19 protein-coding genes are annotated in these 19699 nt (G+C 71.9%); 13 read left to right on the forward strand and 6 right to left on the reverse strand.

Translation table 11 applies throughout. The features are described 5' to 3' along the window. Positions 1-7 precede the first annotated feature (7 nt). Positions 8-559, reverse strand: coding sequence for a MarR family winged helix-turn-helix transcriptional regulator (locus ACFHYO_RS00555; RefSeq protein WP_394317573.1), 552 nt, complete (start codon positions 557-559; stop codon positions 8-10). A gap of 59 nt (positions 560-618) precedes the next feature. Then, entirely contained in the window at positions 619-909 is a 291-nt protein-coding gene (locus ACFHYO_RS00560; RefSeq protein ID WP_394317575.1) for an FAD assembly factor SdhE, read from the reverse strand. Positions 910-1003: 94 nt separating this feature from the next. On the opposite strand from ACFHYO_RS00560, the gene ACFHYO_RS00565 reads away from it, so the two are divergent. The 3 genes from ACFHYO_RS00565 to ACFHYO_RS00575 all read left to right on the forward strand — a co-directional run bounded on the left by ACFHYO_RS00565 (position 1004) and on the right by ACFHYO_RS00575 (position 4293). Then, positions 1004-2206 carry a pyridoxal phosphate-dependent aminotransferase gene (locus ACFHYO_RS00565; protein WP_394317577.1) on the forward strand — a complete coding sequence of 401 codons (1203 nt, stop codon included), beginning with the start codon at positions 1004-1006 and terminating at the stop codon, positions 2204-2206. Positions 2207-2319: 113 nt separating this feature from the next. Continuing rightward, positions 2320-2703 carry a host attachment family protein gene (locus ACFHYO_RS00570; RefSeq protein ID WP_036711766.1) on the forward strand — a complete coding sequence of 128 codons (384 nt, stop codon included), beginning with the start codon at positions 2320-2322 and terminating at the stop codon, positions 2701-2703. A gap of 54 nt (positions 2704-2757) precedes the next feature. Beyond that, entirely contained in the window at positions 2758-4293 is a 1536-nt protein-coding gene (locus tag ACFHYO_RS00575) for a phospholipase D-like domain-containing protein (protein ID WP_394317579.1), read from the forward strand. A 132-nt stretch (positions 4294-4425) separates the two neighbouring features. Here the strand turns inward: ACFHYO_RS00575 and ACFHYO_RS00580 are convergent, their stop codons facing one another. Beyond that, positions 4426-6555, reverse strand: coding sequence for a malate synthase G (locus ACFHYO_RS00580; protein WP_394317581.1), 2130 nt, complete (start codon positions 6553-6555; stop codon positions 4426-4428). 102 nt (positions 6556-6657) lie between these two features. Here ACFHYO_RS00580 and ACFHYO_RS00585 point away from each other — a divergent pair, with 102 nt between their 5' ends. Further along, positions 6658-7434 carry an IclR family transcriptional regulator gene (locus tag ACFHYO_RS00585; protein WP_036711761.1) on the forward strand — a complete coding sequence of 259 codons (777 nt, stop codon included), beginning with the start codon at positions 6658-6660 and terminating at the stop codon, positions 7432-7434. On the opposite strand, the gene recQ is transcribed toward ACFHYO_RS00585, so the two are convergent. Then, positions 7431-9470: a DNA helicase RecQ gene (recQ, locus tag ACFHYO_RS00590; protein WP_394317583.1), complete on the reverse strand. Its 2040-nt coding sequence runs from the start codon at positions 9468-9470 to the stop codon at positions 7431-7433. The genes ACFHYO_RS00585 and recQ overlap by 4 nt on opposite strands. Beyond that, complete coding sequence (locus tag ACFHYO_RS00595) at positions 9470-9763, reverse strand: YggT family protein (RefSeq protein ID WP_036704211.1); 294 nt, start codon at positions 9761-9763, stop codon at positions 9470-9472. Before ACFHYO_RS00595 ends, recQ begins: the two co-directional genes overlap by 1 nt. 240 nt (positions 9764-10003) lie before the next feature. On the opposite strand from ACFHYO_RS00595, the gene ACFHYO_RS00600 reads away from it, so the two are divergent. The 8 genes from ACFHYO_RS00600 to ACFHYO_RS00635 all read left to right on the forward strand — a co-directional run bounded on the left by ACFHYO_RS00600 (position 10004) and on the right by ACFHYO_RS00635 (position 17592). Then, positions 10004-10579: an acyl-CoA thioesterase gene (locus ACFHYO_RS00600; RefSeq protein WP_036712721.1), complete on the forward strand. Its 576-nt coding sequence runs from the start codon at positions 10004-10006 to the stop codon at positions 10577-10579. Between the two features lie 192 nt (positions 10580-10771). After that, complete coding sequence (locus ACFHYO_RS00605; protein WP_394317585.1) at positions 10772-12130, forward strand: MFS transporter; 1359 nt, start codon at positions 10772-10774, stop codon at positions 12128-12130. After that, positions 12130-12996, forward strand: coding sequence for a penicillin-insensitive murein endopeptidase (gene mepA, locus ACFHYO_RS00610; protein WP_036732276.1), 867 nt, complete (start codon positions 12130-12132; stop codon positions 12994-12996). The genes ACFHYO_RS00605 and mepA overlap by 1 nt, the downstream gene beginning before the upstream one ends. Continuing rightward, positions 12972-14006 carry an esterase-like activity of phytase family protein gene (locus ACFHYO_RS00615; protein ID WP_394317587.1) on the forward strand — a complete coding sequence of 345 codons (1035 nt, stop codon included), beginning with the start codon at positions 12972-12974 and terminating at the stop codon, positions 14004-14006. Before mepA ends, ACFHYO_RS00615 begins: the two co-directional genes overlap by 25 nt. 120 nt (positions 14007-14126) lie before the next feature. Further along, on the forward strand, positions 14127-14729 hold the full coding sequence (locus ACFHYO_RS00620; protein WP_036700530.1) for a VUT family protein: 603 nt from the start codon (positions 14127-14129) through the stop codon (positions 14727-14729). A gap of 400 nt (positions 14730-15129) precedes the next feature. Next, a complete protein-coding gene (locus ACFHYO_RS00625; protein WP_394317589.1) occupies positions 15130-15903 on the forward strand; it encodes a glycosyltransferase family 2 protein in 774 nt (257 codons plus the stop codon). Continuing rightward, on the forward strand, positions 15900-16211 hold the full coding sequence (locus ACFHYO_RS00630) for a lipid-A-disaccharide synthase N-terminal domain-containing protein (RefSeq protein WP_036700532.1): 312 nt from the start codon (positions 15900-15902) through the stop codon (positions 16209-16211). The genes ACFHYO_RS00625 and ACFHYO_RS00630 overlap by 4 nt, the downstream gene beginning before the upstream one ends. Next, positions 16183-17592: an ArnT family glycosyltransferase gene (locus ACFHYO_RS00635; protein WP_394317591.1), complete on the forward strand. Its 1410-nt coding sequence runs from the start codon at positions 16183-16185 to the stop codon at positions 17590-17592. Before ACFHYO_RS00630 ends, ACFHYO_RS00635 begins: the two co-directional genes overlap by 29 nt. Before the next feature lie 69 nt (positions 17593-17661). On the opposite strand, the gene ACFHYO_RS00640 is transcribed toward ACFHYO_RS00635, so the two are convergent. After that, the gene (locus ACFHYO_RS00640; protein WP_394317593.1) at positions 17662-18846 is read right to left on the reverse strand and encodes an acetyl-CoA C-acyltransferase family protein; all 1185 of its coding nucleotides are present in this window, start codon (positions 18844-18846) and stop codon (positions 17662-17664) included. Positions 18847-19089: 243 nt separating this feature from the next. Between ACFHYO_RS00640 and ACFHYO_RS00645 the strand changes: the two genes are divergently transcribed. Further along, a complete protein-coding gene (locus ACFHYO_RS00645; protein ID WP_036700537.1) occupies positions 19090-19677 on the forward strand; it encodes a transglycosylase SLT domain-containing protein in 588 nt (195 codons plus the stop codon). The last annotated feature ends 22 nt before the right edge of the window (positions 19678-19699 follow it).

The following is a 19699-nucleotide window of genomic DNA, read 5'->3' on the forward strand; positions in this document are numbered from 1 at the left end:
CGCCCGCTCAGTAGATGTACCGGATCTGCTCGGACCAGATCCGCTCGACCCGGCGCAACTGCGGGTTCACCTGCTCGAGCGGCGGGTCGTCCAGCACCCCCGAGGCGGCCAGCCCCGCCGCGTGGCGGGCGAACATCCGGTAGATCATGCCCCGTACCGCCTCGCCCTGCGGGGTCAGCCGCACCCGGACCGAGCGGCGGTCCATGTCGCTGCGCTGGTGGTGGACATAGCCCATCTGCACCAGCTTCTTGAGGTTATAGCTGACGTTCGACCCCTGATACATCCCGCGCGAGCGCAGCTCGCCGGCCGAGACCTCGGCATCGCCCAGGTTGTAGATGAGCAGCGCCTGCACCGGGGTCAGGTCGGTCTGGCCCAGCCGCTCGAACTCGTCCTTGACCAGGTCGAGCATCAGCCGATGCAGCCGGTCGAGGATCTGCAGCGTCTCGAGATAGACCCCGAGCCGGTCGGGGGCCGCCGCCTCGGGCGCGGCAAGGCGGGGGCCGAGCGCGGCGAACGGCGCGGCGGTGTCGGTCTGTCGCAGCGTGGCAAATCGGGTCATCTTGGCATCCGCTCCAGCGTCCTCTGGACCGAAGCTGGACCAAAACTTCCAAGATTCGGTTAAGCGCCGCGAATTTCCCGCAGCCGCCCCGCCGCGTGGGCCGCGATCTCATCCAGCAGCGGGCCGAGCGCCGCGGGCCCCGCCGCCTCGCCCCGCATCCGCGCCGTGACCCAAGGGTAGAGGTCCTGGTCGTTTTCCTCGAGCAGCGCCTCGAGCCGGTCGAGCGTCGCCGCGTCCATCCCCGGAAGCCGCGCATCCGCGAAGGGCCCGAGGATCAGGTCCATCTCGCGCGTGCCGCGCCGCCAGCTGCGCATCCTGAGCCGCCGCAGCCGCGCCTCGTGATCGTCCATCGCCGGTCCCCCTGGCTTGCCGGGACGGCCGCGTCCTTGCGGCGCCCCGGGGGCGCGCCTATCACGGGGCCATCCCCTCCCGAAAGGCGTGAAGATGAGCTTTCTGTCCCGGACGCTGGCCCGCGTCAAACCGTCGCCCACCATCGCCATGACCAACCTCGCCCGCGAGCTGGCGGCCGAAGGGCGCGACATCATCAGCCTGTCCGCCGGAGAGCCGGACTTCGACACCCCCGCCCATATCCGCGAGGCCGCCAAGGCCGCCATCGACGCCGGCCGCACCCGCTATACCGCCGTGGACGGCATCCCCGAACTCAAGCGCGCCATCGCCGACAAGTTCGCCCGCGACAACGGGCTGGACTATGCGCCGGCCGAGATCACCGTCGGCACCGGCGGCAAGCAGGTGCTCTACAACGCGCTGATGGCGACGCTCAATCCGGGCGACGAGGTGATCGTCCCGGCACCCTACTGGGTCAGCTACCCGGACATGGTGGAACTCGCCGGCGGCACGCCGGTCGTCATCACCGCGGGGCTCGAGGCGGGCTACCGCATCACCGCGGCGCAGCTTGAGGCGGCGATCACGCCGCGGACCAAGTGGGTGATCCTCAACTCGCCCTCGAACCCGACCGGGGCGGGCTATGCCGAGGCGCATCTGCGCGAACTGACCGACGTGCTGATGCGCCACCCCCATGTCTGGGTGCTGGCCGACGACATCTACGAGCACCTCGTCTTCGACGACTTCCGCTTCGTGACCCCGGCCCAGGTCGAGCCGCGGCTCAAGGCACGGACGCTGACCGTGAACGGGGTCAGCAAGGCCTATGCGATGACCGGCTGGCGGATCGGCTATGCCGGCGGCCCGGCCGAGCTGATCCGGGCGATGGGGACGATCCAGTCGCAGTCGACCTCGAACCCCTGCTCGGTCAGCCAGTATGCGGCGCTCGCCGCGCTGACCGGGCCGCAGGACTACATCGCCGAAAGCCGGGCGGTGTTCCATCGCCGCCGCGACCTCGTGGTGTCGGGGCTGAACCAGTGCGCCGGGATCGACTGCCCGACGCCCGAGGGGGCGTTCTACGTCTATCCCTCGATCGCCGGGCTGATCGGCCGGCGCACCCCGACGGGCGCCGAGATCACCGACGACGAACGCTTCGCGATGGAACTGCTGCACGCCACCGGCGTCGCCGTGGTGTTCGGCGCGGCCTTCGGGCTCAGCCCGCATTTCCGCATCAGCTACGCCGCCGCCGATGCGCAGCTGACCGAGGCGATCGCCCGCATCCGTGGCTTCTGCGGCAGCCTGACCTAAGGCGGGCGCGCCGCGGCCCCCCCCGGGGTGCCGCGGCCCCCTCCCCCGGCGGACAGGAACCCGTGGGCAGAGCCGGCGTTGCGGTGACGTCATCCGTCTGAAAGGCCACGCCCATGCTTCCCCACAACACCCTCGTCGTTGTCGCCGATGGCCATCAGGCCGTGCTGTTCCGCAACACCGCCAAGCAGGGCGTCGAGCTGACCGAACAGGAGCGCATCACCCCCAAGCACCTGCAGGACGAGAGCCAGGGGAACCGCCCCCCCGAGACCACCCCGCGCGAAGAGGACGAGGCGACCTTTGCCAAGCAGCTCACCGAGCGGCTGAACACCATGGTGCTGCAGAACAAGGTCGAGGCGCTGGCCGTCGTCGCGGACCCCTCGACGCTGGGGCAGATGCGCCGCCACTACCACAAGACGCTCGAGCAGAAGCTGGTGCGCGAGGTCGCGAAGACCCTGACCAGCGCCTCGGGCGCCGAGATTGCCAAGGCGCTTGGCTGAGCGCACGCGGCGGCCGCCGCCCGACGGGCGCGGCGCCGCTGACCGGGGACCGCGATGACGCTGCTGCTGGCCGTCCTGCTGCTGATCCCGGCCGCGCTTCTGCTGCTGCGCCTCATCTATCGGCCGCCGTCGCTGGCCGGGCGTAGCACCTCGGTGGCGATCCCCCTGTCGGACCGCACCACGATGGGCCGCGCCACGCTGGCGCAGGCCGAGGGGCGTGACCACGCGAGCGGCGTCGTGGCGCTGAACGACGGCGTGGATGCCTTCGGCGCCCGGATCGCGCTGATCCGGGGGGCGGAAGAGACGCTCGACCTGCAATACTACATCTGGCAGCGCGACCTGACCGGGCTGATCCTGCTGGAGGAGATCTGGAAGGCCGCGGCCCGCGGGGTGCGGGTGCGGCTGCTGCTCGACGACAACGGCATCAGCGGCCTCGACCCCGACCTGGCGGCGCTGAACGCGCTGCCGACCGTCGAGGTGCGGCTCTTCAACCCGTTCATCCTGCGGCGGCCCAAGGCGCTCGGCTACGCCTTCGACTTCGTGCGGCTGAACCGGCGGATGCACAACAAGGCGCTGATCGCGGACGGGGCGGTGACCATTCTCGGCGGGCGCAACATCGGCGACATCTACTTCGCCTATGGCGCCGGGCCGCATTACCTCGACACCGACGTGATCGCGGTCGGCCGGGTGGCCGCCGACGCGGGCGAGGAGTTCGACCGCTACTGGGCCAGCCACTCCTCCTATCCGGCCAAGATGATCCTGCCCGCCCCGCCGCCCGAGGCGCCGACCGCCGCGGCCCTCGACGCCGCGCTCGCCGACGAATCGGCCGCCGCCTATCGGCAGGCGGTCGTCACGCGCTCGCTGGTCACACAGATGATCGACGGGTCGCTGCCGCTCGAATGGGTGCCGGTGCAGCTCATCAGCGACGACCCGGCCAAGGGGCTGGGGCGGGTCCGCAACCGCGACCTGATGTTCGCACGCCTCATGCGGCTGATCGCCGAGCCGGACCGCACCGTGGACATCGTCTCGGCCTATTTCGTCCCCGGCCGCTGGTTCACCGAACGGCTGATCCGGCTGGCGGGAGAGGGGCGGCGGGTTCGCATCCTGACCAACTCGCAAGAGGCGACGGATGTGGTCGTGGTCCACTCGGCCTATGTGAAATATCGCCCCGCGCTGCTCGACGGGGGGATCGAGCTCTACGAGCTGCGCGCCACCCCCGCCGCCCCGCGCGAGCCGCGGGTCCGCGGCATCTCGACCCGCGCCAGCCTTCATTCCAAGACCGTGTCCATCGACGACGAGCGGGTGTTCATCGGCTCGTTCAACTTCGACCCGCGCTCGGTGATGCTGAACACCGAGATGGGGATGCTGATCGAAAGCCCGCGGCTGGCGGCCGAGGTGAGCCGCGGCATGGACGAGGTGCTGCCGTGGCTCTCCTACGGCCCCCGCCGCGACGCGAACGGGCGGATCGTCTGGCACGAGCCGGCGGTCGAGGACGCCGAGACGATCCACCGGACCGAGCCGGGCACCAACGCGATCCAGCGCGGGACGCTGTGGCTGTTGGGGAGGCTGCCGATTGAGTGGCTGCTCTGAGGCCGGCGCGGCGGCGCGGCGGTTAAAAGGGGGTATTTGGGCCAGAAAGAAGCCCACCCTCGGTTGTCTTTCTGGCTCAAAACCCCGCCGGCCACCCGCGCCACGCGCGAGTAGCGCGGGGGGGGGGGGCCGTTACCCCGCCTTCGCGGCGCGGCGGGCGGCGTGCAGCAGCGGCTCGGTGTAGCCCGAGGGCTGCGCGGCCCCTTGCAGCACCAGATCGCGCGCGGCGTTGAAGGCCGGGCCGTCCAGCGCCGGCGCCATCGGCCGATAGGCCGGATCGCCCGCGTTCTGGGCGTCCACCTTGACCGCCATCCGGGCCATCGCGTCCTCGACCTGCGCCTCGGTGATGATCCCGTGCTTCAGCCAGTTCGCCAGATGCTGCGACGAGATCCGCAGCGTCGCCCGATCCTCCATCAGCGCCACGTCGTTGATGTCGGGCACCTTGGAACAGCCGACGCCCTGATCGACCCAGCGCACCACATACCCAAGGATCGACTGGCACGAGTTGTCGATCTCATGCGCGATCTCGGCCTCGGAGAGGTTGCGCCCGGCCAGCAGCGGCGGGGTCAGCAGCGCCGAGAGGCTCGCCGGTTCGCGGTCCCGCAGTTGCGCCTGCACCGCCGGCACCGAGGTCCGGTGATAATGCGTCGCGTGCAGCGTCGCCGCGGTGGGCGAGGGCACCCAGGCCGTGTTCGCGCCCGCCTTGGGATGGGCGCCCTTGGCCTCGAGCATCGCCGCCATGTCGTCGGGCCGCGCCCACATCCCCTTGCCGATCTGGCCCGTGCCCGCCAGCCCGACCGCAAGCCCGGTGTCGACGTTCCCCGCCTCATAGGCCGAAAGCCACGCGGCGTCCTTCATCTGCTCCTTCGGGACGACCGGCCCGGCCTCCATGCTGGTGTGGATCTCGTCGCCGGTACGGTCGAGGAAGCCGGTGTTGATGAACACCACCCGGTCCTTCACCGCCGCCATACAGGCCGCGAGATTGGCCGAGGTCCGGCGTTCCTCGTCCATCACCCCCAGCTTGACGGTGTTGCGGGGCAGGCCCAGCACATCCTCGACCCGGGCATAGAGGCGGTCGGCGAAGCCCACCTCGTCCGGCCCGTGCATCTTTGGCTTGACCACATAGACCGATCCGGTGCGCGAATTGCGCCCGCCGCCCTCGCCCAGGTCGTGCATCGCGGCGGCGACCGTCACCATCGCGTCCATGATCCCCTCGGGCGTTTCCTGCCCGTCGAGGAGCACCGCGTCGGTGGTCATCAGGTGGCCCACGTTGCGCACCAGCAGGACGGCGCGGCCGGGGTGGGTGACCTCGCGCCCGGCGGGGTCGGTGTAGGTCACGTCGGGGTTCAGCCGCCGGGTCATCTCGCGGCCGTTCTTGGTGAAGCTCTCCTCGAGCGTCCCCGTCATCAGCCCCAGCCAGTTGCGATAGACGGCCACCTTGTCCTCGGGATCGACGGCGGCGACGCTGTCCTCGCAATCCTGGATGGCGGTCAGCGCGCTTTCCAGCACCACGTCGGCGATCCCCGCCGGGTCGTCCCGGCCGATGGGCGAGGCGCGGTCCACCCGGATGCGCAGCAGCAGGCCGTTGACGCGCAGCAGCACATCCTCGCCCGCCGTCCCGGCGAACTGGGCGGGATCGGCCAGCCCCGTCTCGCGCCCGCCGGCGGTGACGCGCAGCGTCCCGTCCGCGGGGGAAAGCGCGGTCACGTCCGCCCAGGACGCCCCGTCGAGCGGCGCCACCGCGTCGAGATGGCCCCGCGCCCAGGCGATCACCTGCGCCCCGCGGGCGGCGTCATAGCCGCCCGGCGTTGCCTGCCCTGGAATCGCGTCGGTGCCGTAGAGCGCATCATAGAGCGAGCCCCAGCGCGCGTTCGCGGCATTGAGCGCAAAGCGCGCGTTCGACACCGGCACCACGAGCTGCGGCCCCGCGACCTGCGCCAGCTCGGGGTCGACGTTCGTGGTGCCCACGGTGAAGGGTGCGGGCGGCGGGACCAGATAGCCGATCTCGCGCAGGAACGCCTCATAGGCGGCCGCGTCGTGCGGCTGGCCGCGCCGGGCGCGGTGCCAGTCGTCGATCTGGCCCTGCAACGCCTCGCGGCGGTCGAGCAGCGACCGGTTCTCGGGCCCGAGGTCGCGCAGGATCGCGGCATAGCCGTCCCAGAACGCCGCGGGCGTGACGCCGCCGGTCAGGACCTCATCCTCGACCAGCGCGGCCAGCGGGGCGGCCACCTGCAATCCGGCGCGTGCGACATACTCGGTCATCTGGTCCTCCGATCCGTTCGCGCCGTCATAATCCGGGCCACGCGGCATCGTGACAGGGCGCGGATTTTTTTCCATGATCCGGCAAAGCGAGCGAGGGGGATCATGGCCGAGAAGGACGGGGTGCAGTCGGTGGTGCGGGCGCTGTCGCTGATGCGGCTGATGGCGCAGGGCGAGGGCGGCGCCCGGCTTTCGGACCTCGCGCGGGCGGCGGGGCTGCCCGTCTCGACCGCGCACCGGCTGCTGACCACGCTGGAACAGCAGGGCTTTGCGCAGTTCGAGCCGACGGGCTCGGCCTGGCACGTCGGCCGCGACGCCTTTTCCACCGGCATGGCCTATGGCCGCCGCCTCAGCTTCGTCGCCCCGGCCCTGCCACTTCTGCGCCGCCTCCGCGACGCCACGCGCGAGACGGCGAACCTCGGCATCCTCGACGACGACCAGCTCGTCACCGTGAGCCAGGTGGAAAGCCGAGAGATCCGCCGCGCCCTCTCGCCCCCCGGCCGCCGGGTGCCGGTGTTTTCCTCGGCGATGGGCAAGGCGATCCTCGCCACCTGGCGCGACGAGGACGTGCTGGCGCTCGCCTCGCGCGCCGGCCTGCCGCCGCTCACCTCGAAAAGCCTGCGCTCGCCCGAGGCGGCGATGGAGGACATCGCCCGCACCCGCGCCCGCGGCTGGGCGCTGGACGATGAAGAGTTCAACATGGGGATGCGCTGCCTCGCCGCCGTGGTCTGGTCGCCGCAGGGCGAGGCCGCCTGCGCGATCTCGATCTCGGGCGCGGCCGGGCGGCTGACGCCCGACCGGCTCGAGGCGCTGGGGGCGCGGGTGGCGCAGGCGGCGGGAGAGCTTACCGCGATGCTGGGCGGGACCGCGCCCGAGGGCTAGTCGCCCGCCGCGCTCTCGGCCGCGATCTCGGCCGCGAAGGCGGTGCCGAAGCGGTCCATCCGCGCCGCGTCGAGATAGCGCCCGAGGTCCGCGGGCCGGTCGAGCGCGATCCGCCGCAGCACCCCCGCGCTGAGCGAGAGCGGCTTTTCCGTTCCGTCCACGCCCCGCGCCAGATCCCGCGCCGCCGCCTCGAGCCGGTCGTAGAGCGCCCCCGCCCCGCGCCCGGCGAGCGCCCGACGCGCCGGGTGCATGGGCTCGAGCGCCTCGCCCGCGATGACCTCAAGGAAGGCCGCGCCGTAGCTTTCCAGCTTCTTCGCCCCGACGCCGCCCACGCGCGCCATCTCGTCCAGCGTCGCGGGGCGCCGCTCGGCCATCTCGATCAGCGTGCGGTCGGGGAAGATCACATAGGCCGGCACCCGCTGCGCCTCGGCCAGCGCCCGCCGCTTGGCCTTGAGCGCCGAGAGCAGCGGCGCGTCCTCTTCGCTGACCTGGGCGCGCACCTCGGGGTTCTGCCGGGCGCGGGTCACGAGGTCGCGGCGCAGGGTCACGGTCTCCTCGCCGCGCAGCACGGGATGGGCGGCGGCGGTGATCCGCAGCCCGCCATGCCGCTCGGGGTCGGGGCGGATCAGGTCGCGGCCGAGCATCTGGCGCAGGATCGCCTGCCACTGGGGCTTGGCGATCTCGCGCCCGACGCCGAAGGTCGGCAGATGGTCGTGGCCGCGCGCGGTCACCTTGTCGGTGGCGGTCCCGGTCAGCACGTCGATGATGTGGCCCTGGCCGAAGCTCTCACCCGTGCGCAGCACCGCCGACAGTGCCATCCGCACCGGCTGGGTGGCGTCCCAGACCTCGGGCGGGCTGTCGCAGATGTCGCAGTTGCCGCAGGGCGCCGCGTCCTCGCCGAAGTACCCCAGCAGAACCTGCCGCCGGCAGCGGCTCGCCTCGGCCAGCCCGAGGAGGGCGTTCAGCCGCGCGTGGTCGGCCTCTTTCCGGTCGGCGGGGGCCAGCCCCTCGTCGATCTGGCTGCGGCGCAGGCGGATGTCCTCGGGGCCGTAGAGCGTCAGCGTCTCGGCCGGGGCGCCGTCGCGGCCGGCGCGGCCGATTTCCTGGTAATAGGCCTCGATCGACTTGGGCAGGTCGGCGTGGGCGACCCAGCGGATGTCAGGCTTGTCGATCCCCATCCCAAAGGCGACCGTGGCCGCGACGACCAGACCGTCCTCGCGCTGGAACCGGGTCTCGGCGGCGCGGCGGGCCTCGGCCTCCATCCCGCCGTGATAGGCGAGCGCGGGGATGCCGGCGGCGTTCAGGGCAGCCTCGAGCGTCTCGGTCTTGGCGCGGGTGGCGCAGTAGACGATGCCCGACTGCCCACGGCGGGCGGCGGCGAAGTCCATGATCTGCCGGCGCGGCCCGTCCTTGGGCTGGAAGGCGAGGTGGATGTTCGGCCGGTCGAAGCCGCGCAGGAACACCTGCGGCGCGGCGCCCCCGAACAGGCGGGCGACGATCTCGTCCCGGGTCTCGGCGTCGGCGGTGGCGGTGAACGCCGCCAGCGGCACGCCCAGCGCCTGCCGCAACTCGCCCACGCGCAGGTAGTCGGGGCGGAAATCATGCCCCCACTGGCTGACGCAATGCGCCTCGTCCACGGCGATGGCGGTGACTCCGGCGCGGCGCAGCATCGGCACCGTCGCCCCCGAGGCGAGCCGCTCGGGCGCCATGTAGAGGATCTTCAGCGCGCCGTCGCGCAGGCCGGCGAAGACGGCGTCCGTCTCGGCCTCGGTGTTGCCCGAGGTCAGCGCGCCCGCCGCCACCCCCGCCTCGCGCAGGCTGCGCACCTGGTCGCGCATCAGCGCGATGAGGGGCGAGATGACCACCGTCACCCCCTCGCGCATCAGCGCCGGAAGCTGGTAGCAGAGCGACTTTCCACCGCCCGTGGGCATGATCGCCAAGACGTCGCGTCCTGCGGCCACCGCCTCGACGATCTCCTGCTGGCCGGGGCGGAATCCGTCGAAGCCCCAGACCTCGCGCAGCAGGTCGGCGGGCATCAGTAGCCGAGGAAGAACCCGGCGTTGTTCACCAGCGCCCGTTGCAGGATGATGATGCCGATGAACACCACGAGTGGCGCGAGGTCGAGCCCGCCGAGGTCGGGGATCACGCTGCGGATCGGGCGGTAGATCGGCTCGAGCAGCCGGTTCAGCCCGTCCCAGACCTGCGCGACGAGCGGCTGGCGCAGGTTCAGGACCTGGAAGTTGATCAGCCACGACATGATGATGTGGGCGATCATGATGAACCACATCACGTCGAGGATCAGCATCAGCGCCTGGAACAGCGTGGTCATCGCGGGGGCCTCATCGGTGGGGCGGGTCAGCTTGGGGGCGGGCGTGGCCCATCAGCTAGGCCATGCCGCCCCTACGCGCAACCCGCGCGGCACCTGTGCCCGCGCCCGTGACCGTGACCGTGCCAGCACCCCCGCCAGCGTCCACCCCCGCCCGCGCCCTGCCGCGGCGTCCGGGTTGACGCCCCCTGCCCCCGCCGCTAGCCGCAGGGTCAACCGAGGGGTGCCGCCCAGGGAGCCGCCATGTATCCGCTGATCCGTTTCGCCCGCGAAGTCATGGCCGCCCGCCGTGCCCCCCGCCTGCCGCCGATGGGCGCCCATGTCTCGACCCACCGGGTCTGGCCCTGGGACCTCGACCCGTGGTGGGAGCTGAACAACGGCCGCACGCTGACGCTCTATGACCTCGGGCGCATCCCGATGGCGATCCGGCTGGGGATCGTCCAGGCGATGCGCGAGAACGGCTGGGGCTTCACCGTCGCCGGCAACAGCGTCCGCTATCGCAAGCGGATCAAGCTCTTCCACCGCTTCACCCAGGTCAGCCGCACGCTGGGGTGGGACGGGCGGTTCCTCTACATGGACCAGTCGATGTGGATCGAGGGCGAGTGCGCCAACCACATGCTGTTGCGCGTGGCCATCGTCGGCAGCGGCCGCAAGGGCATCGTGACGCCCGCCGAGTTCATGGCCGCACTCGGCTATCACGGCGAAAGCCCGGCCCTGCCCGACTGGGTCCACGCCTGGATCGCCGCCGACGCCCAGCGCCCCTGGCCCCCGGTCCTGCCCGAGACGCTCGAGCGCCGCACCGACGACCTGCCGGCCTGAGCCGCGCTGCGCCTGACCCTGCCGCTGCGACGGGGCATTGAGCCGGACAGCGCCCAGCGCCAGTCTTCTTTCTGGCCCAAATACCCATGACCTCGCCGACCGCCCGCGCCCGCGCCGGGGGTGCTCGGGCAGCGCTTGCCAGCCCGGCGGGTTTCGGTCTTGATGCGCCCGACTGGCCAGCAGGGAGCCGCCATGAACCGCAAGCGCATCTGGGGATGGTGGTTCTTCGACTGGGCGAGCCAGCCCTATGCGACGCTGCTTCTGACCTTCATCTTCTCGATCTACTTCGCCGAGGTCGCCCAGCACCGGCTGGTCGCCGAGGGGGTGGACCCGGCCGCCGCCGGCGCGCAGGCGCAGGCGATGTGGGGCTGGGCGCTGTCGCTGGCCGGGGTGGTGATCGCGGTGCTGGCCCCGATCCTCGGCGCGGTCGCCGACACCACCGGGCGGCGGATGCCGTGGATCTGGCTCTTTTCCGGCTTCTACGTCGTGGGCGCGGCCGGGCTGTGGGTGCTCGCCCCGGATGGCGGGATGCTGGTCCCGGCGCTGATGTTCTTCGGCATCGGCCTGATCGGGATGGAGTTCACGACCATCTTCACCAACGCCCTGATGCCCACGCTGACCAGCCGCGAGGACATGGGGCGCGTCTCGGGCTCGGGCTTCGCCTTCGGCTATGCGGGGGGCGTGGTGTCGCTGATCGTGATGCTGGCGCTCTTTGCCGAAAGCGCCACGACCGGGCTGACGCTGATCGGCCAGCCGCCGGCGCTGGGGCTCGACCCCGCGCTGCGCGAGGGCACGCGCTTCGTCGGACCGTTCACCGCGATCTGGTATGCGGTGTTCATGATCCCCTTCTTCCTCTGGGTGCGCGAGCCCGCCGGCGCGGGCCGGCCGCTGCGCCTCGGCGTGGCGATGCGCGACCTCGGGCGGCTGATCGCCAGCCTGCGGCAGCGCCGGTCGCTGGCGGCGTGGCTGCTGTCCTCGATGTTCTCGCGCGATGCGCTGAACGCGCTCTACGGCTTCGGCGGGGTCTATGCGGGGACGGTGCTCGGCTGGCCGGTGATCTGGTCGGGGATCTTCGGCGTGGTGAGCGCGGTGTCGGCGGCGGTGATCTCGTGGATCGGCGGGCGGGCCGACCGACGCTGGGGGCCGAAGCCGGTCATCATCGGCTGCATCCTCGCGCTGATCCTCGTCTGCGCGATCGTCGTCGGCATGAGCCGCGCGCAGTTCATGGGCCTTGCCCTCGCCCCCGACTCGCGCCTGCCCGACGCGGTGTTCTTTGCCTGCGGCGTGGCGATCGGCGGCGCCGGCGGGATGATGCAGGCCGCGAGTCGCACCATGATGGTGCGCCACACCACCCCCGACCGCGCCACCGAGGCCTTCGGGCTCTACGCGCTGTCGGGCAAGGCCACCTCGTTTCTCGCCCCGTTCCTGATCGCGACCGTGACCACCGCGACCGGCAGCCAGCGGATCGGCATATCGCCGCTGATCGTGATGTTCCTTCTGGCGCTCGTCCTGCTAGTCTGGGTCGAACCAGAGGGAGACCCCGGTCCGTGATGGGCAAGATCAGACATCTCGCCGCCGCCGCGCTGCTGGCGCTGGCCACCCTGCCGGCCAGCCCGGCGGCCGCCGCCGACCCGCTCGCCAAGGACGTGTTCGGGGCCTTCCGCACCTCGAACGGCGGGGCGCCCGCGGCCATCGGCGGCTATTCGCGCGGCTGCGCCTCGGGCAACATCCAGCTGCCCGAGACCGGCCCGACGTGGCAGGCCATGCGCCTGTCGCGCAACCGCAACTGGGGCAACCCGCAGCTCGTCCAGTTCCTGATGGACCTGTCGCGGCAGGCCACCCGCTTCGGCTGGGCGGGCCTCTACATCGGCGACATGAGCCAGCCGCTGGGCGGCCCGATGGTCTCGGGCCACGCGAGCCACCAGATCGGGCTGGACGCCGACATCTGGATGCTGCCGCCGCGCTCGCTGCGGCTGTCGCCGGCCGAGCGCGAGTCGATCTCGTCGCAGTCGGTGGTGGCCAAGGGCGGGATCAGGCCGAGCCCGCTGTGGTCGGCGAGCCACCATGCGCTGCTGCGCGCCGCCGCCTCGGACCGCCGGGTGGCACGAATCTTCGTCGATCCGGTTGCCAAGGTCGCCATGTGCCAGGCCGAGCGCGGCAACCGCGCCTATCTGCGCAAGATCAGGCCCATCAACAATCACGACTACCACTTCCACGTCCGGCTGGCCTGCACCAACGCCGGCTGCCAGGATCAGGACCCCCCGCCGCCCGGGGACGGCTGCGCCGAGGCGCAGCAGTGGATCGCCAACCGCATCAACCCGCCGCCCGCCCCGCCGCCTGACCCCGAATACCGCCATCCGCGCAGTTTCAGGCTGAGCGAGATGCCGCCCGGATGCCGCGCCCTCGTCGCACGCTGATCGCGGCGGCGGCGGGACTGGCGTGGCTGGCGGGCGGGCCGGCGCTGCCGCCCGCCGGTGCCGGGATCGCCGCGGCGGCCGCGCCCGCCGCCGAAGCCCCCATCGTCGAGCCGCTGGGCGCGTTCGTCTGGCGCAACGGAGACGAGGATTTCGGCGGCTTCTCGGGCCTCGAGCTCAGCGACGACGGCAGCCGCTACTGGGCGCTGTCGGACCGCGGCACGCTGCGCTGGGGCAGCATCGACCGCGACGGCCAGGGCCGCATCGTCCGGCTGACCACCGCCGGCAGCGCCCGGTTGCAGGACAGCCGCGGCCGCAAGCTCAAGCCTGGGTATCTGGGCGACGCCGAGGGGCTGGCCATCGACGCCGCGGGCCGCATCTTCGTCAGCTTCGAGGGGCTGGACCGCATCGCCCGCTTCGACGACCCCGACCAGCCGGCGGTGGTCGTGCCCCGGGCCCCGGCCTTCCGCGCGCTCAAACGCAACGCGGGGCTCGAGGCGCTGGCCGTGACGCCCTCGGGCGACCTGCTGACCATGCCCGAAGACTGGCGCGAGGAGGATCAGGGCGACGGGTCGAGCTTCCCCGTCTGGCGCTTCCGCAACGGGGCGTGGTCCACGCCCTACCGCCTGCCCCGCGACCCCCGCTGGGCGCCGGTCGGGGCCGACGTCGGCCCGGACGGCAAGCTCTACGTCCTCGAACGCGACTTCCGCGGCGTGCTGGGGTTTTCCAGCCGGGTGCGGCGCTTCGCGCTGTCCGAGGACCGGCTGGGACCGCCCGAGCTGCTGCTCGAATCGATCCCGCTGCAATATGACAATCTCGAGGGGATCGCGGTCTGGGCCGACGGCCAGGGCATCCGCGTGACCATGATCTCGGACGACAACTTCCTGTTCGTGCAGCAGACCCAGCTGGTCGAGTTCCGGGTCCGCGAGCGTCCCGGCGCCCCCGCCGCGGACATCCCCGCGACGGCGACCGCCCCGGCCCCGCCGCTGTCCTTCGCGGCCCCCGCGGACTAGCCCCGCGCCGCGCAGGGCGGCCGGCCGCGGCTTGACGCACCCGGCCCGCGCCGCTAAGCGCGGCCCGTCCCGCCGTGCGGGGCCGAGTTCTTCCGCTACCTTGTAAAACGGATAAATCCCATGCCGCGTCTCATGCCCGCCATTCTGGCGATGGCGGCCACCGTGCTGGCCTCGAACATCCTCGTGCAGTTCATGCTGGGCGACTGGCTGACATGGGGGGCGCTGACCTACCCCATTGCCTTCCTCGTCACCGACCTAACCAACCGCATCCACGGCGTCCGCGACGCCCGCCGGGTCGTGCTGGCCGGCTTCGCCGTGGGCGTGGCGAGTTCGCTGGTCGCGGCGGGGTTCGACAAGACCACGCTTCGGATCGCCATCGGCTCGGGGACGGCGTTCCTCGTCGCGCAACTCGTTGACGTGGCGGTGTTCGACCGGCTGCGCTTCCGCAGCTGGTGGCAGGCGCCGTTCCTGTCCTCGCTCATCGGTTCGGCCATCGATACGGCGCTGTTCTTCTCGATCGCCTTCGCGGCCGCCCTGCCCGCCGACGCCAACACCGGCTGGGCCAACGAGCTCGTGCCGCTGCTGGGCCACGGCCCGGCGCTGCCGCTGTGGCAGTCGCTGGCGGCGGCCGACTGGGGGGTGAAGATGGCGCTCGCCGTGCTGGCGCTTGTGCCCTACAACGGGCTGGTCCGCAAAATCTTGTCCCGGCCGGTCGAAAACTGATTGACTTGCTTCGGCGCTATGGCACCCTCCGCCTTACTATCAACCCATTGAAAGGAGGTGGTCCAGTGTCGAGAGTGATGTTGGAGAACGGAGTCGGGACAGTCAGGGGGGCCATCGCCTGAGGGCAGCCCCAAGGGTCGATGCACCCTGCCTGGGACCGGATGATTTCCATCCCTAACCGGACCATCTCCTTTGATCTCGCGGGCCGTTCCCAGGGGGCGGCCCGTTCGAGTTTCCGGGGCTCGGCGCGATGCCGTCGCCGTCCGTCGGGCGGCCCACCGCCAGCCCCTCCCGTTTCCGCCGCGCGTGGCCCCCGTGCCACCCTCACCGCCCCCCGTTCCGCCCGGGCCTTGCCGCGCCTGTCAGCTTCCCGTCATCTGGCGGGTCTAGAGGGCCAGCCATGACCGCCCCACTCTCCCCGCCGCCTGCGTCGGCCGCCCCGCCGCGGGTCTCCGTCGTCATTCCCTGCCGCAACGAGGCAGGCAACATCGGCCCGCTGATCGACGAGATCGAGGCCGCCCTCACCCCCCTGTCCCCGTTCGAGGTCATCGTCGTGGACGACGGCTCGACCGACGAGACCGCTGCGCGGGTGCTCGGCATGGCTGCGGACCGGCCGTGGCTGCGGCTGCTCGGCCATCCGCGCTCGGGCGGGCAGTCGGCGGCAGTGCACAACGGTGTCCTCGCCGCGCGCGCCGGGATCATCGCCACGCTCGACGGGGACGGGCAGAACCCGCCGGCCGAGCTGCCGCGGCTGCTCGCGCCGCTCATCGACGGCCCCGAGACGCTGGCGCTGGTCGCGGGGCAGCGGGTCGGGCGGCAGGACACGGCCTCGAAGCGGCTGGCGTCCAAGGCGGCGAACCGGCTGCGCGCCCGGGTGCTGGCCGACGAGACCCGCGACACCGGCTGCGGGCTCAAGGCGTTCCGGCGCGAGGCCTATCTGGCGCTGCCGTTCTTCGACCACCAGCACCGCTACCTGCCGGCGCTGTTCGCCCGCGACGGCTGGCAGATCGCCCATGTCGATGTCGCCCACCGCGCCCGCGGCATGGGGCGGTCGAACTATTCCAACCTCCAGCGCGGGCTGGTCGGCATCTCGGACCTCGCCGGGGTGGCGTGGCTGCTGCGCCGCCGCAAGACCGTCCGCGCCACCGAGCGCCGCCCCGAGGAGACGCCATGACCCTCTCGCTCATGCATTTCTTCAAGGTCACGACACAGGCCGAGCTGCTGTGGGTGATCTTCGGCTTTCTCGCGCAATCGATGTTCATGATGCGCTTCCTGATCCAGTGGATCGCGTCGGAACGCGCCCGCCGCTCGGTCGTGCCGGTGGCGTTCTGGTATTTCTCGCTCGCGGGCGGGCTGACGCTGCTCGCCTATGCCATCCACCGCCGCGACCCGGTGTTCATCTTCGGCCAGGCGCTCGGGACGGTGATCTATGTCCGCAACCTCTGGCTCATCCATGCCGCCCGCCGCCTTCCGGTCGAGTGAGGCGGCGGCCCTCCTGCTGATCCTCGGGCTGACGGCGTGGCGGCTGGTGTGGCTGCCCGCGTCGGACCTCGAACTATACGTGGACGAGGCGCAATACTGGCTCTGGGGGCAGGAGATGGCCGCCGGGGCCTGGTCCAAGCCGCCGTTGGTCGGCTGGCTGATCCGCGCCGCGAACGAGGCGGTGGGCTCCGACGCGCCCGGGGTGGCGCGGCTGCCGTGGCCACTGGTGCATGGCGCGGCGGCGCTGGCGGTCATGGCGCTGGGGCGCAGGCTGGCCGGGCCGGCGGTGGGGGCGCTGGCGGGGGCGGTCTATGCGACGCTGCCGGCGGTGTCGGTGGGCAGCATCCTGATTTCCACCGACAGCCCGCAGCTGCTGGCGCTGTCCCTGTTCCTGCTGGCCTGGGTGGCGCTCCCCGGCCGTCGCGGCGCGGTTCTGGCCGGGGCGGCGCTGGCGATGGGGATGTGGTCGAAATACGCGATGCTGTTCCCGCTGCCCGGCCTCGCGCTCGCCGCCTGGATCGACCCGCGCTGGCGGCGCCCGTGGGCCGAGGTCGCCGTGGTCGCGGGCGTGGCGCTGGCGCTCTTTGCGCCGAACATCGCCTGGAACCTCGGCCACGACCTCGCCACCGTGCGCCACACGGCCGAGAGTGCCGACTGGCAGGGGGCGCTGAACCTGCGCCACGCGGACGTGTTCTGGGCCGAGCAGTTCGCCGTCGCCGGGCCCCTCACCTTCGCCGCGATGCTGGCGGCGCTGGTCGGGCGCTGGCCCGCGGGGCTGCGCGGGCTGGTGCCGATCGCGGCGGCACCGCTCGCCATCGTCACCGCGCAGGCGATCCAGTCAGAGGCGAACGCCAACTGGGCTGTCGGCGCCTATGTCGCGGGCGCGGTGCTGGCGGCGGCGTGGCTCGCCCCCCGCCCGCGGCTGGCGGTCGCGGCGCTGGCGCTGAACGGGATCGTGGCGACCGGCCTGCCGGTGATCGGCACGCTGGCGCAGGAGTGGCGCCGGGACGGCGACCCGGTGCTCGCCCGCTACGTCGGCAACACGGCGCTGTCCGACCGGGTGCTGGCCCGCGCGGCGGGGGCGCCGCTTGTCCTCAGCGCCGACCGGGCCCTGCTGGCCGAGCTGAGCTGGCGCGCCAAGGGGGCAGGCATCGCGGTCCGCGCCGTGCCCGGCCCGGACGGCCCCACCCCCAGCCACTACGACATGATCTATCCGCTGAAGGCCGAACCCGGCCCGGCGCTCTGGGTCGGCCCGCCCGAGGCGGCCCCGGCCTGCGCCGCGGCCCCGAGCCCCCTGCCCCCCGGCGAGGGCGACCTCGGCCGCCGCGCGCTGGCCACCGCGCCGGTGTCGGGCCCCTGCCTCGACAGCCTGCGCCGCTAACGGAAAACCCCGGCCACCTCGCGGCGGCCGGGGCTTTTTTCTGGCTCAAAGACCCGCCGGCGGCGGGGATCAGATCCGCTCGATGGCCAGCGCGATGCCCTGACCGCCGCCGATGCACATGGTCACCAGCGCCTTGTCGGTGTTGGTGCGCTCAAGCTCGTACATCGCCTTGACCGTCAGGATGGCGCCGGTGGCGCCGACCGGGTGGCCCAGCGCGATGGCGCCGCCGTTCGGGTTCACCTTGGCGGGGTCGAGCCCGAGGCCCTTGTTCACCGCCAGCGCCTGCGCGGCGAAGGCCTCGTTCGATTCGATGACGTCGAAATCCTCGATCTTGAGGCCGGTCTTTTCCATCAGCTTCTTGACCGCGGGGATCGGGCCGACGCCCATGATGTCGGGGCGCACGCCGGCATGGGCCCAGCCGACGAGGCGGAACTTGGGCTCGAGCCCGGCCTCGCGCGCGGCCTTCTCGGTCGCCAGCACGATGGCTGCGGCGCCGTCGTTGATGCCGCTGGCGTTGCCCGCGGTGACCGAGCCGCCGTCCTTCTTGAACGCCGGCTTCAGCCCCGCCAGCGCCTCGGCCGAGGTCGATTTCGGGTGCTCGTCCTTGTCGAAGACCACGGTGCCCTTGCGGGTCTTGATCTCGACCGGGGCGATCTGGTCCTTGAACCGGCCCTCCTCGATGGCGGCGGCCGCGCGCTTCTGGCTTTCCAGCGCGAACTCGTCCTGCGCCTCGCGGCTGATCTGGTTTTCGGCGGCGACGTTCTCGGCGGTGACGCCCATGTGGCCGGTGCCCATCGGGTCGGTCAGCGCGCCGGTCATCATGTCCATGATCTGCTGGTCGCCCATCTTGCTCCCCGCCCGCAGGCCGGGGATCAGGTAGCCGCCGCGGCTCATGCTCTCGGCCCCGCCGGCGAGCGCGAAGTCGGCGTCCCCGGACTGCAGCGCCTGCGCGGCCGAGACGATGGCCTGCGCGCCCGACCCGCACAGGCGGTTGACGTTCATCGCCACAGCCGTCTCGGGCACGCCCGCGTTCAGCATCGCCACGCGCGACAGGTACTGGTCCTTGGGCTCGGTGTTGATCACGTGGCCGAACATCACGGTGCCGATCTTGTCGGCCGCGACGCCCGAGCGCTCGATCGCCGCCTTGGCGGCGGTGGTGGCCAGCTCGATCGGCGGGATATTCGCCAGGCTGCCGCCAAAGCCGCCGATGGCGGTGCGGGCGCCGGACAGGATCACGATGTCGTTGTCTGCCATGGTTGAGAACTCCCCCAAACGAATGATGAACTGGCTCGGCGGAGAACCTTAATCATGGCCAAGCCCGGCACAAGGCCCCCCTCGCATCGCGGGGTGGCACGGCGGGATGCCTCCGGCGGGGATATTTGGGTCCAGCCCGAGGCAGGGGGCGGCGCGCCGCGGCATAATTGGCGATTTCCTCGCCGCGGGATTGCGCTTAGGATCGCCGCAAAACGGCAAAGACCGAACCGGGCAGACAGGCACATGAACACCTATCTCAAGCTGGCAATCGTCATGCTGGTCGCCTCGTGCGGCGGCGGCGGGGGCAGTTTCAAGGCGCCGCGCGACCTCGACAACGCCTGCGCCATCGTGGCTGAACGGCCCGCCTACCTGCGCGCCATGCGCGACACCCAGTCGCGCTGGGGGGTGCCGGTGGCGGTGCAGATGGCGGCGATCCATCAGGAATCCAAGTTCATCGGCGACGCGCGGACCCCGCACCAGTACGCCCTCGGGATCATCCCGATCGGGCGGCAGAGCTCGGCCTTCGGCTATTCCCAGGCCCTCGACGGCACGTGGGAGGAGTATCTGAAGGAAACCGGCAAGCGCCGGGCGCGGCGCGACGACATCCGCGACGCGACCGACTTCATGGGCTGGTACATGAACGGGACGGCGCGGCGGCTGGGGATCTCGACCGCCGACGCGGGGGCGCAGTACCTGGCCTATCACGAGGGGCGGTCGGGCTATGCCTCGGGCAGCCACCTGTCGAAGCCGTGGCTGCTCGGCGTCGCTGGCAAGGTGCAGAGCCGCGCCGTCATGTATCAGGCCCAGCTGCAATCCTGCGGCCGGGCCTGAGGGTCGTCGCGGGTGGCGGGCG

It is taken from the genome of Paracoccus panacisoli, from assembly GCF_042435015.1.
GTDB classification, from domain to species: domain Bacteria; phylum Pseudomonadota; class Alphaproteobacteria; order Rhodobacterales; family Rhodobacteraceae; genus Paracoccus; species Paracoccus panacisoli.

Coding starts and splice junctions, on each gene's coding strand:
- recQ (WP_394317583.1), bottom strand. CDS start 9,470: ATGCCCGCCGACCTGCTGCGCGAGGTCTGGGGCTTCGACGGATTCCGC.
- ACFHYO_RS00555 (WP_394317573.1), bottom strand. CDS start 559: ATGACCCGATTTGCCACGCTGCGACAGACCGACACCGCCGCGCCGTTC.
- mepA (WP_036732276.1), top strand. CDS start 12,130: ATGGGCAAGATCAGACATCTCGCCGCCGCCGCGCTGCTGGCGCTGGCC.
- ACFHYO_RS00585 (WP_036711761.1), top strand. CDS start 6,658: ATGGCCGAGAAGGACGGGGTGCAGTCGGTGGTGCGGGCGCTGTCGCTG.
- ACFHYO_RS00600 (WP_036712721.1), top strand. CDS start 10,004: ATGTATCCGCTGATCCGTTTCGCCCGCGAAGTCATGGCCGCCCGCCGT.
- ACFHYO_RS00595 (WP_036704211.1), bottom strand. CDS start 9,763: ATGACCACGCTGTTCCAGGCGCTGATGCTGATCCTCGACGTGATGTGG.
- ACFHYO_RS00575 (WP_394317579.1), top strand. CDS start 2,758: ATGACGCTGCTGCTGGCCGTCCTGCTGCTGATCCCGGCCGCGCTTCTG.
- ACFHYO_RS00565 (WP_394317577.1), top strand. CDS start 1,004: ATGAGCTTTCTGTCCCGGACGCTGGCCCGCGTCAAACCGTCGCCCACC.
- ACFHYO_RS00615 (WP_394317587.1), top strand. CDS start 12,972: ATGCCGCGCCCTCGTCGCACGCTGATCGCGGCGGCGGCGGGACTGGCG.
- ACFHYO_RS00605 (WP_394317585.1), top strand. CDS start 10,772: ATGAACCGCAAGCGCATCTGGGGATGGTGGTTCTTCGACTGGGCGAGC.
- ACFHYO_RS00570 (WP_036711766.1), top strand. CDS start 2,320: ATGCTTCCCCACAACACCCTCGTCGTTGTCGCCGATGGCCATCAGGCC.
- ACFHYO_RS00580 (WP_394317581.1), bottom strand. CDS start 6,555: ATGACCGAGTATGTCGCACGCGCCGGATTGCAGGTGGCCGCCCCGCTG.
- ACFHYO_RS00620 (WP_036700530.1), top strand. CDS start 14,127: ATGCCGCGTCTCATGCCCGCCATTCTGGCGATGGCGGCCACCGTGCTG.
- ACFHYO_RS00635 (WP_394317591.1), top strand. CDS start 16,183: ATGCCGCCCGCCGCCTTCCGGTCGAGTGAGGCGGCGGCCCTCCTGCTG.
- ACFHYO_RS00640 (WP_394317593.1), bottom strand. CDS start 18,846: ATGGCAGACAACGACATCGTGATCCTGTCCGGCGCCCGCACCGCCATC.
- ACFHYO_RS00630 (WP_036700532.1), top strand. CDS start 15,900: ATGACCCTCTCGCTCATGCATTTCTTCAAGGTCACGACACAGGCCGAG.
- ACFHYO_RS00645 (WP_036700537.1), top strand. CDS start 19,090: ATGAACACCTATCTCAAGCTGGCAATCGTCATGCTGGTCGCCTCGTGC.
- ACFHYO_RS00560 (WP_394317575.1), bottom strand. CDS start 909: ATGGACGATCACGAGGCGCGGCTGCGGCGGCTCAGGATGCGCAGCTGG.
- ACFHYO_RS00625 (WP_394317589.1), top strand. CDS start 15,130: ATGACCGCCCCACTCTCCCCGCCGCCTGCGTCGGCCGCCCCGCCGCGG.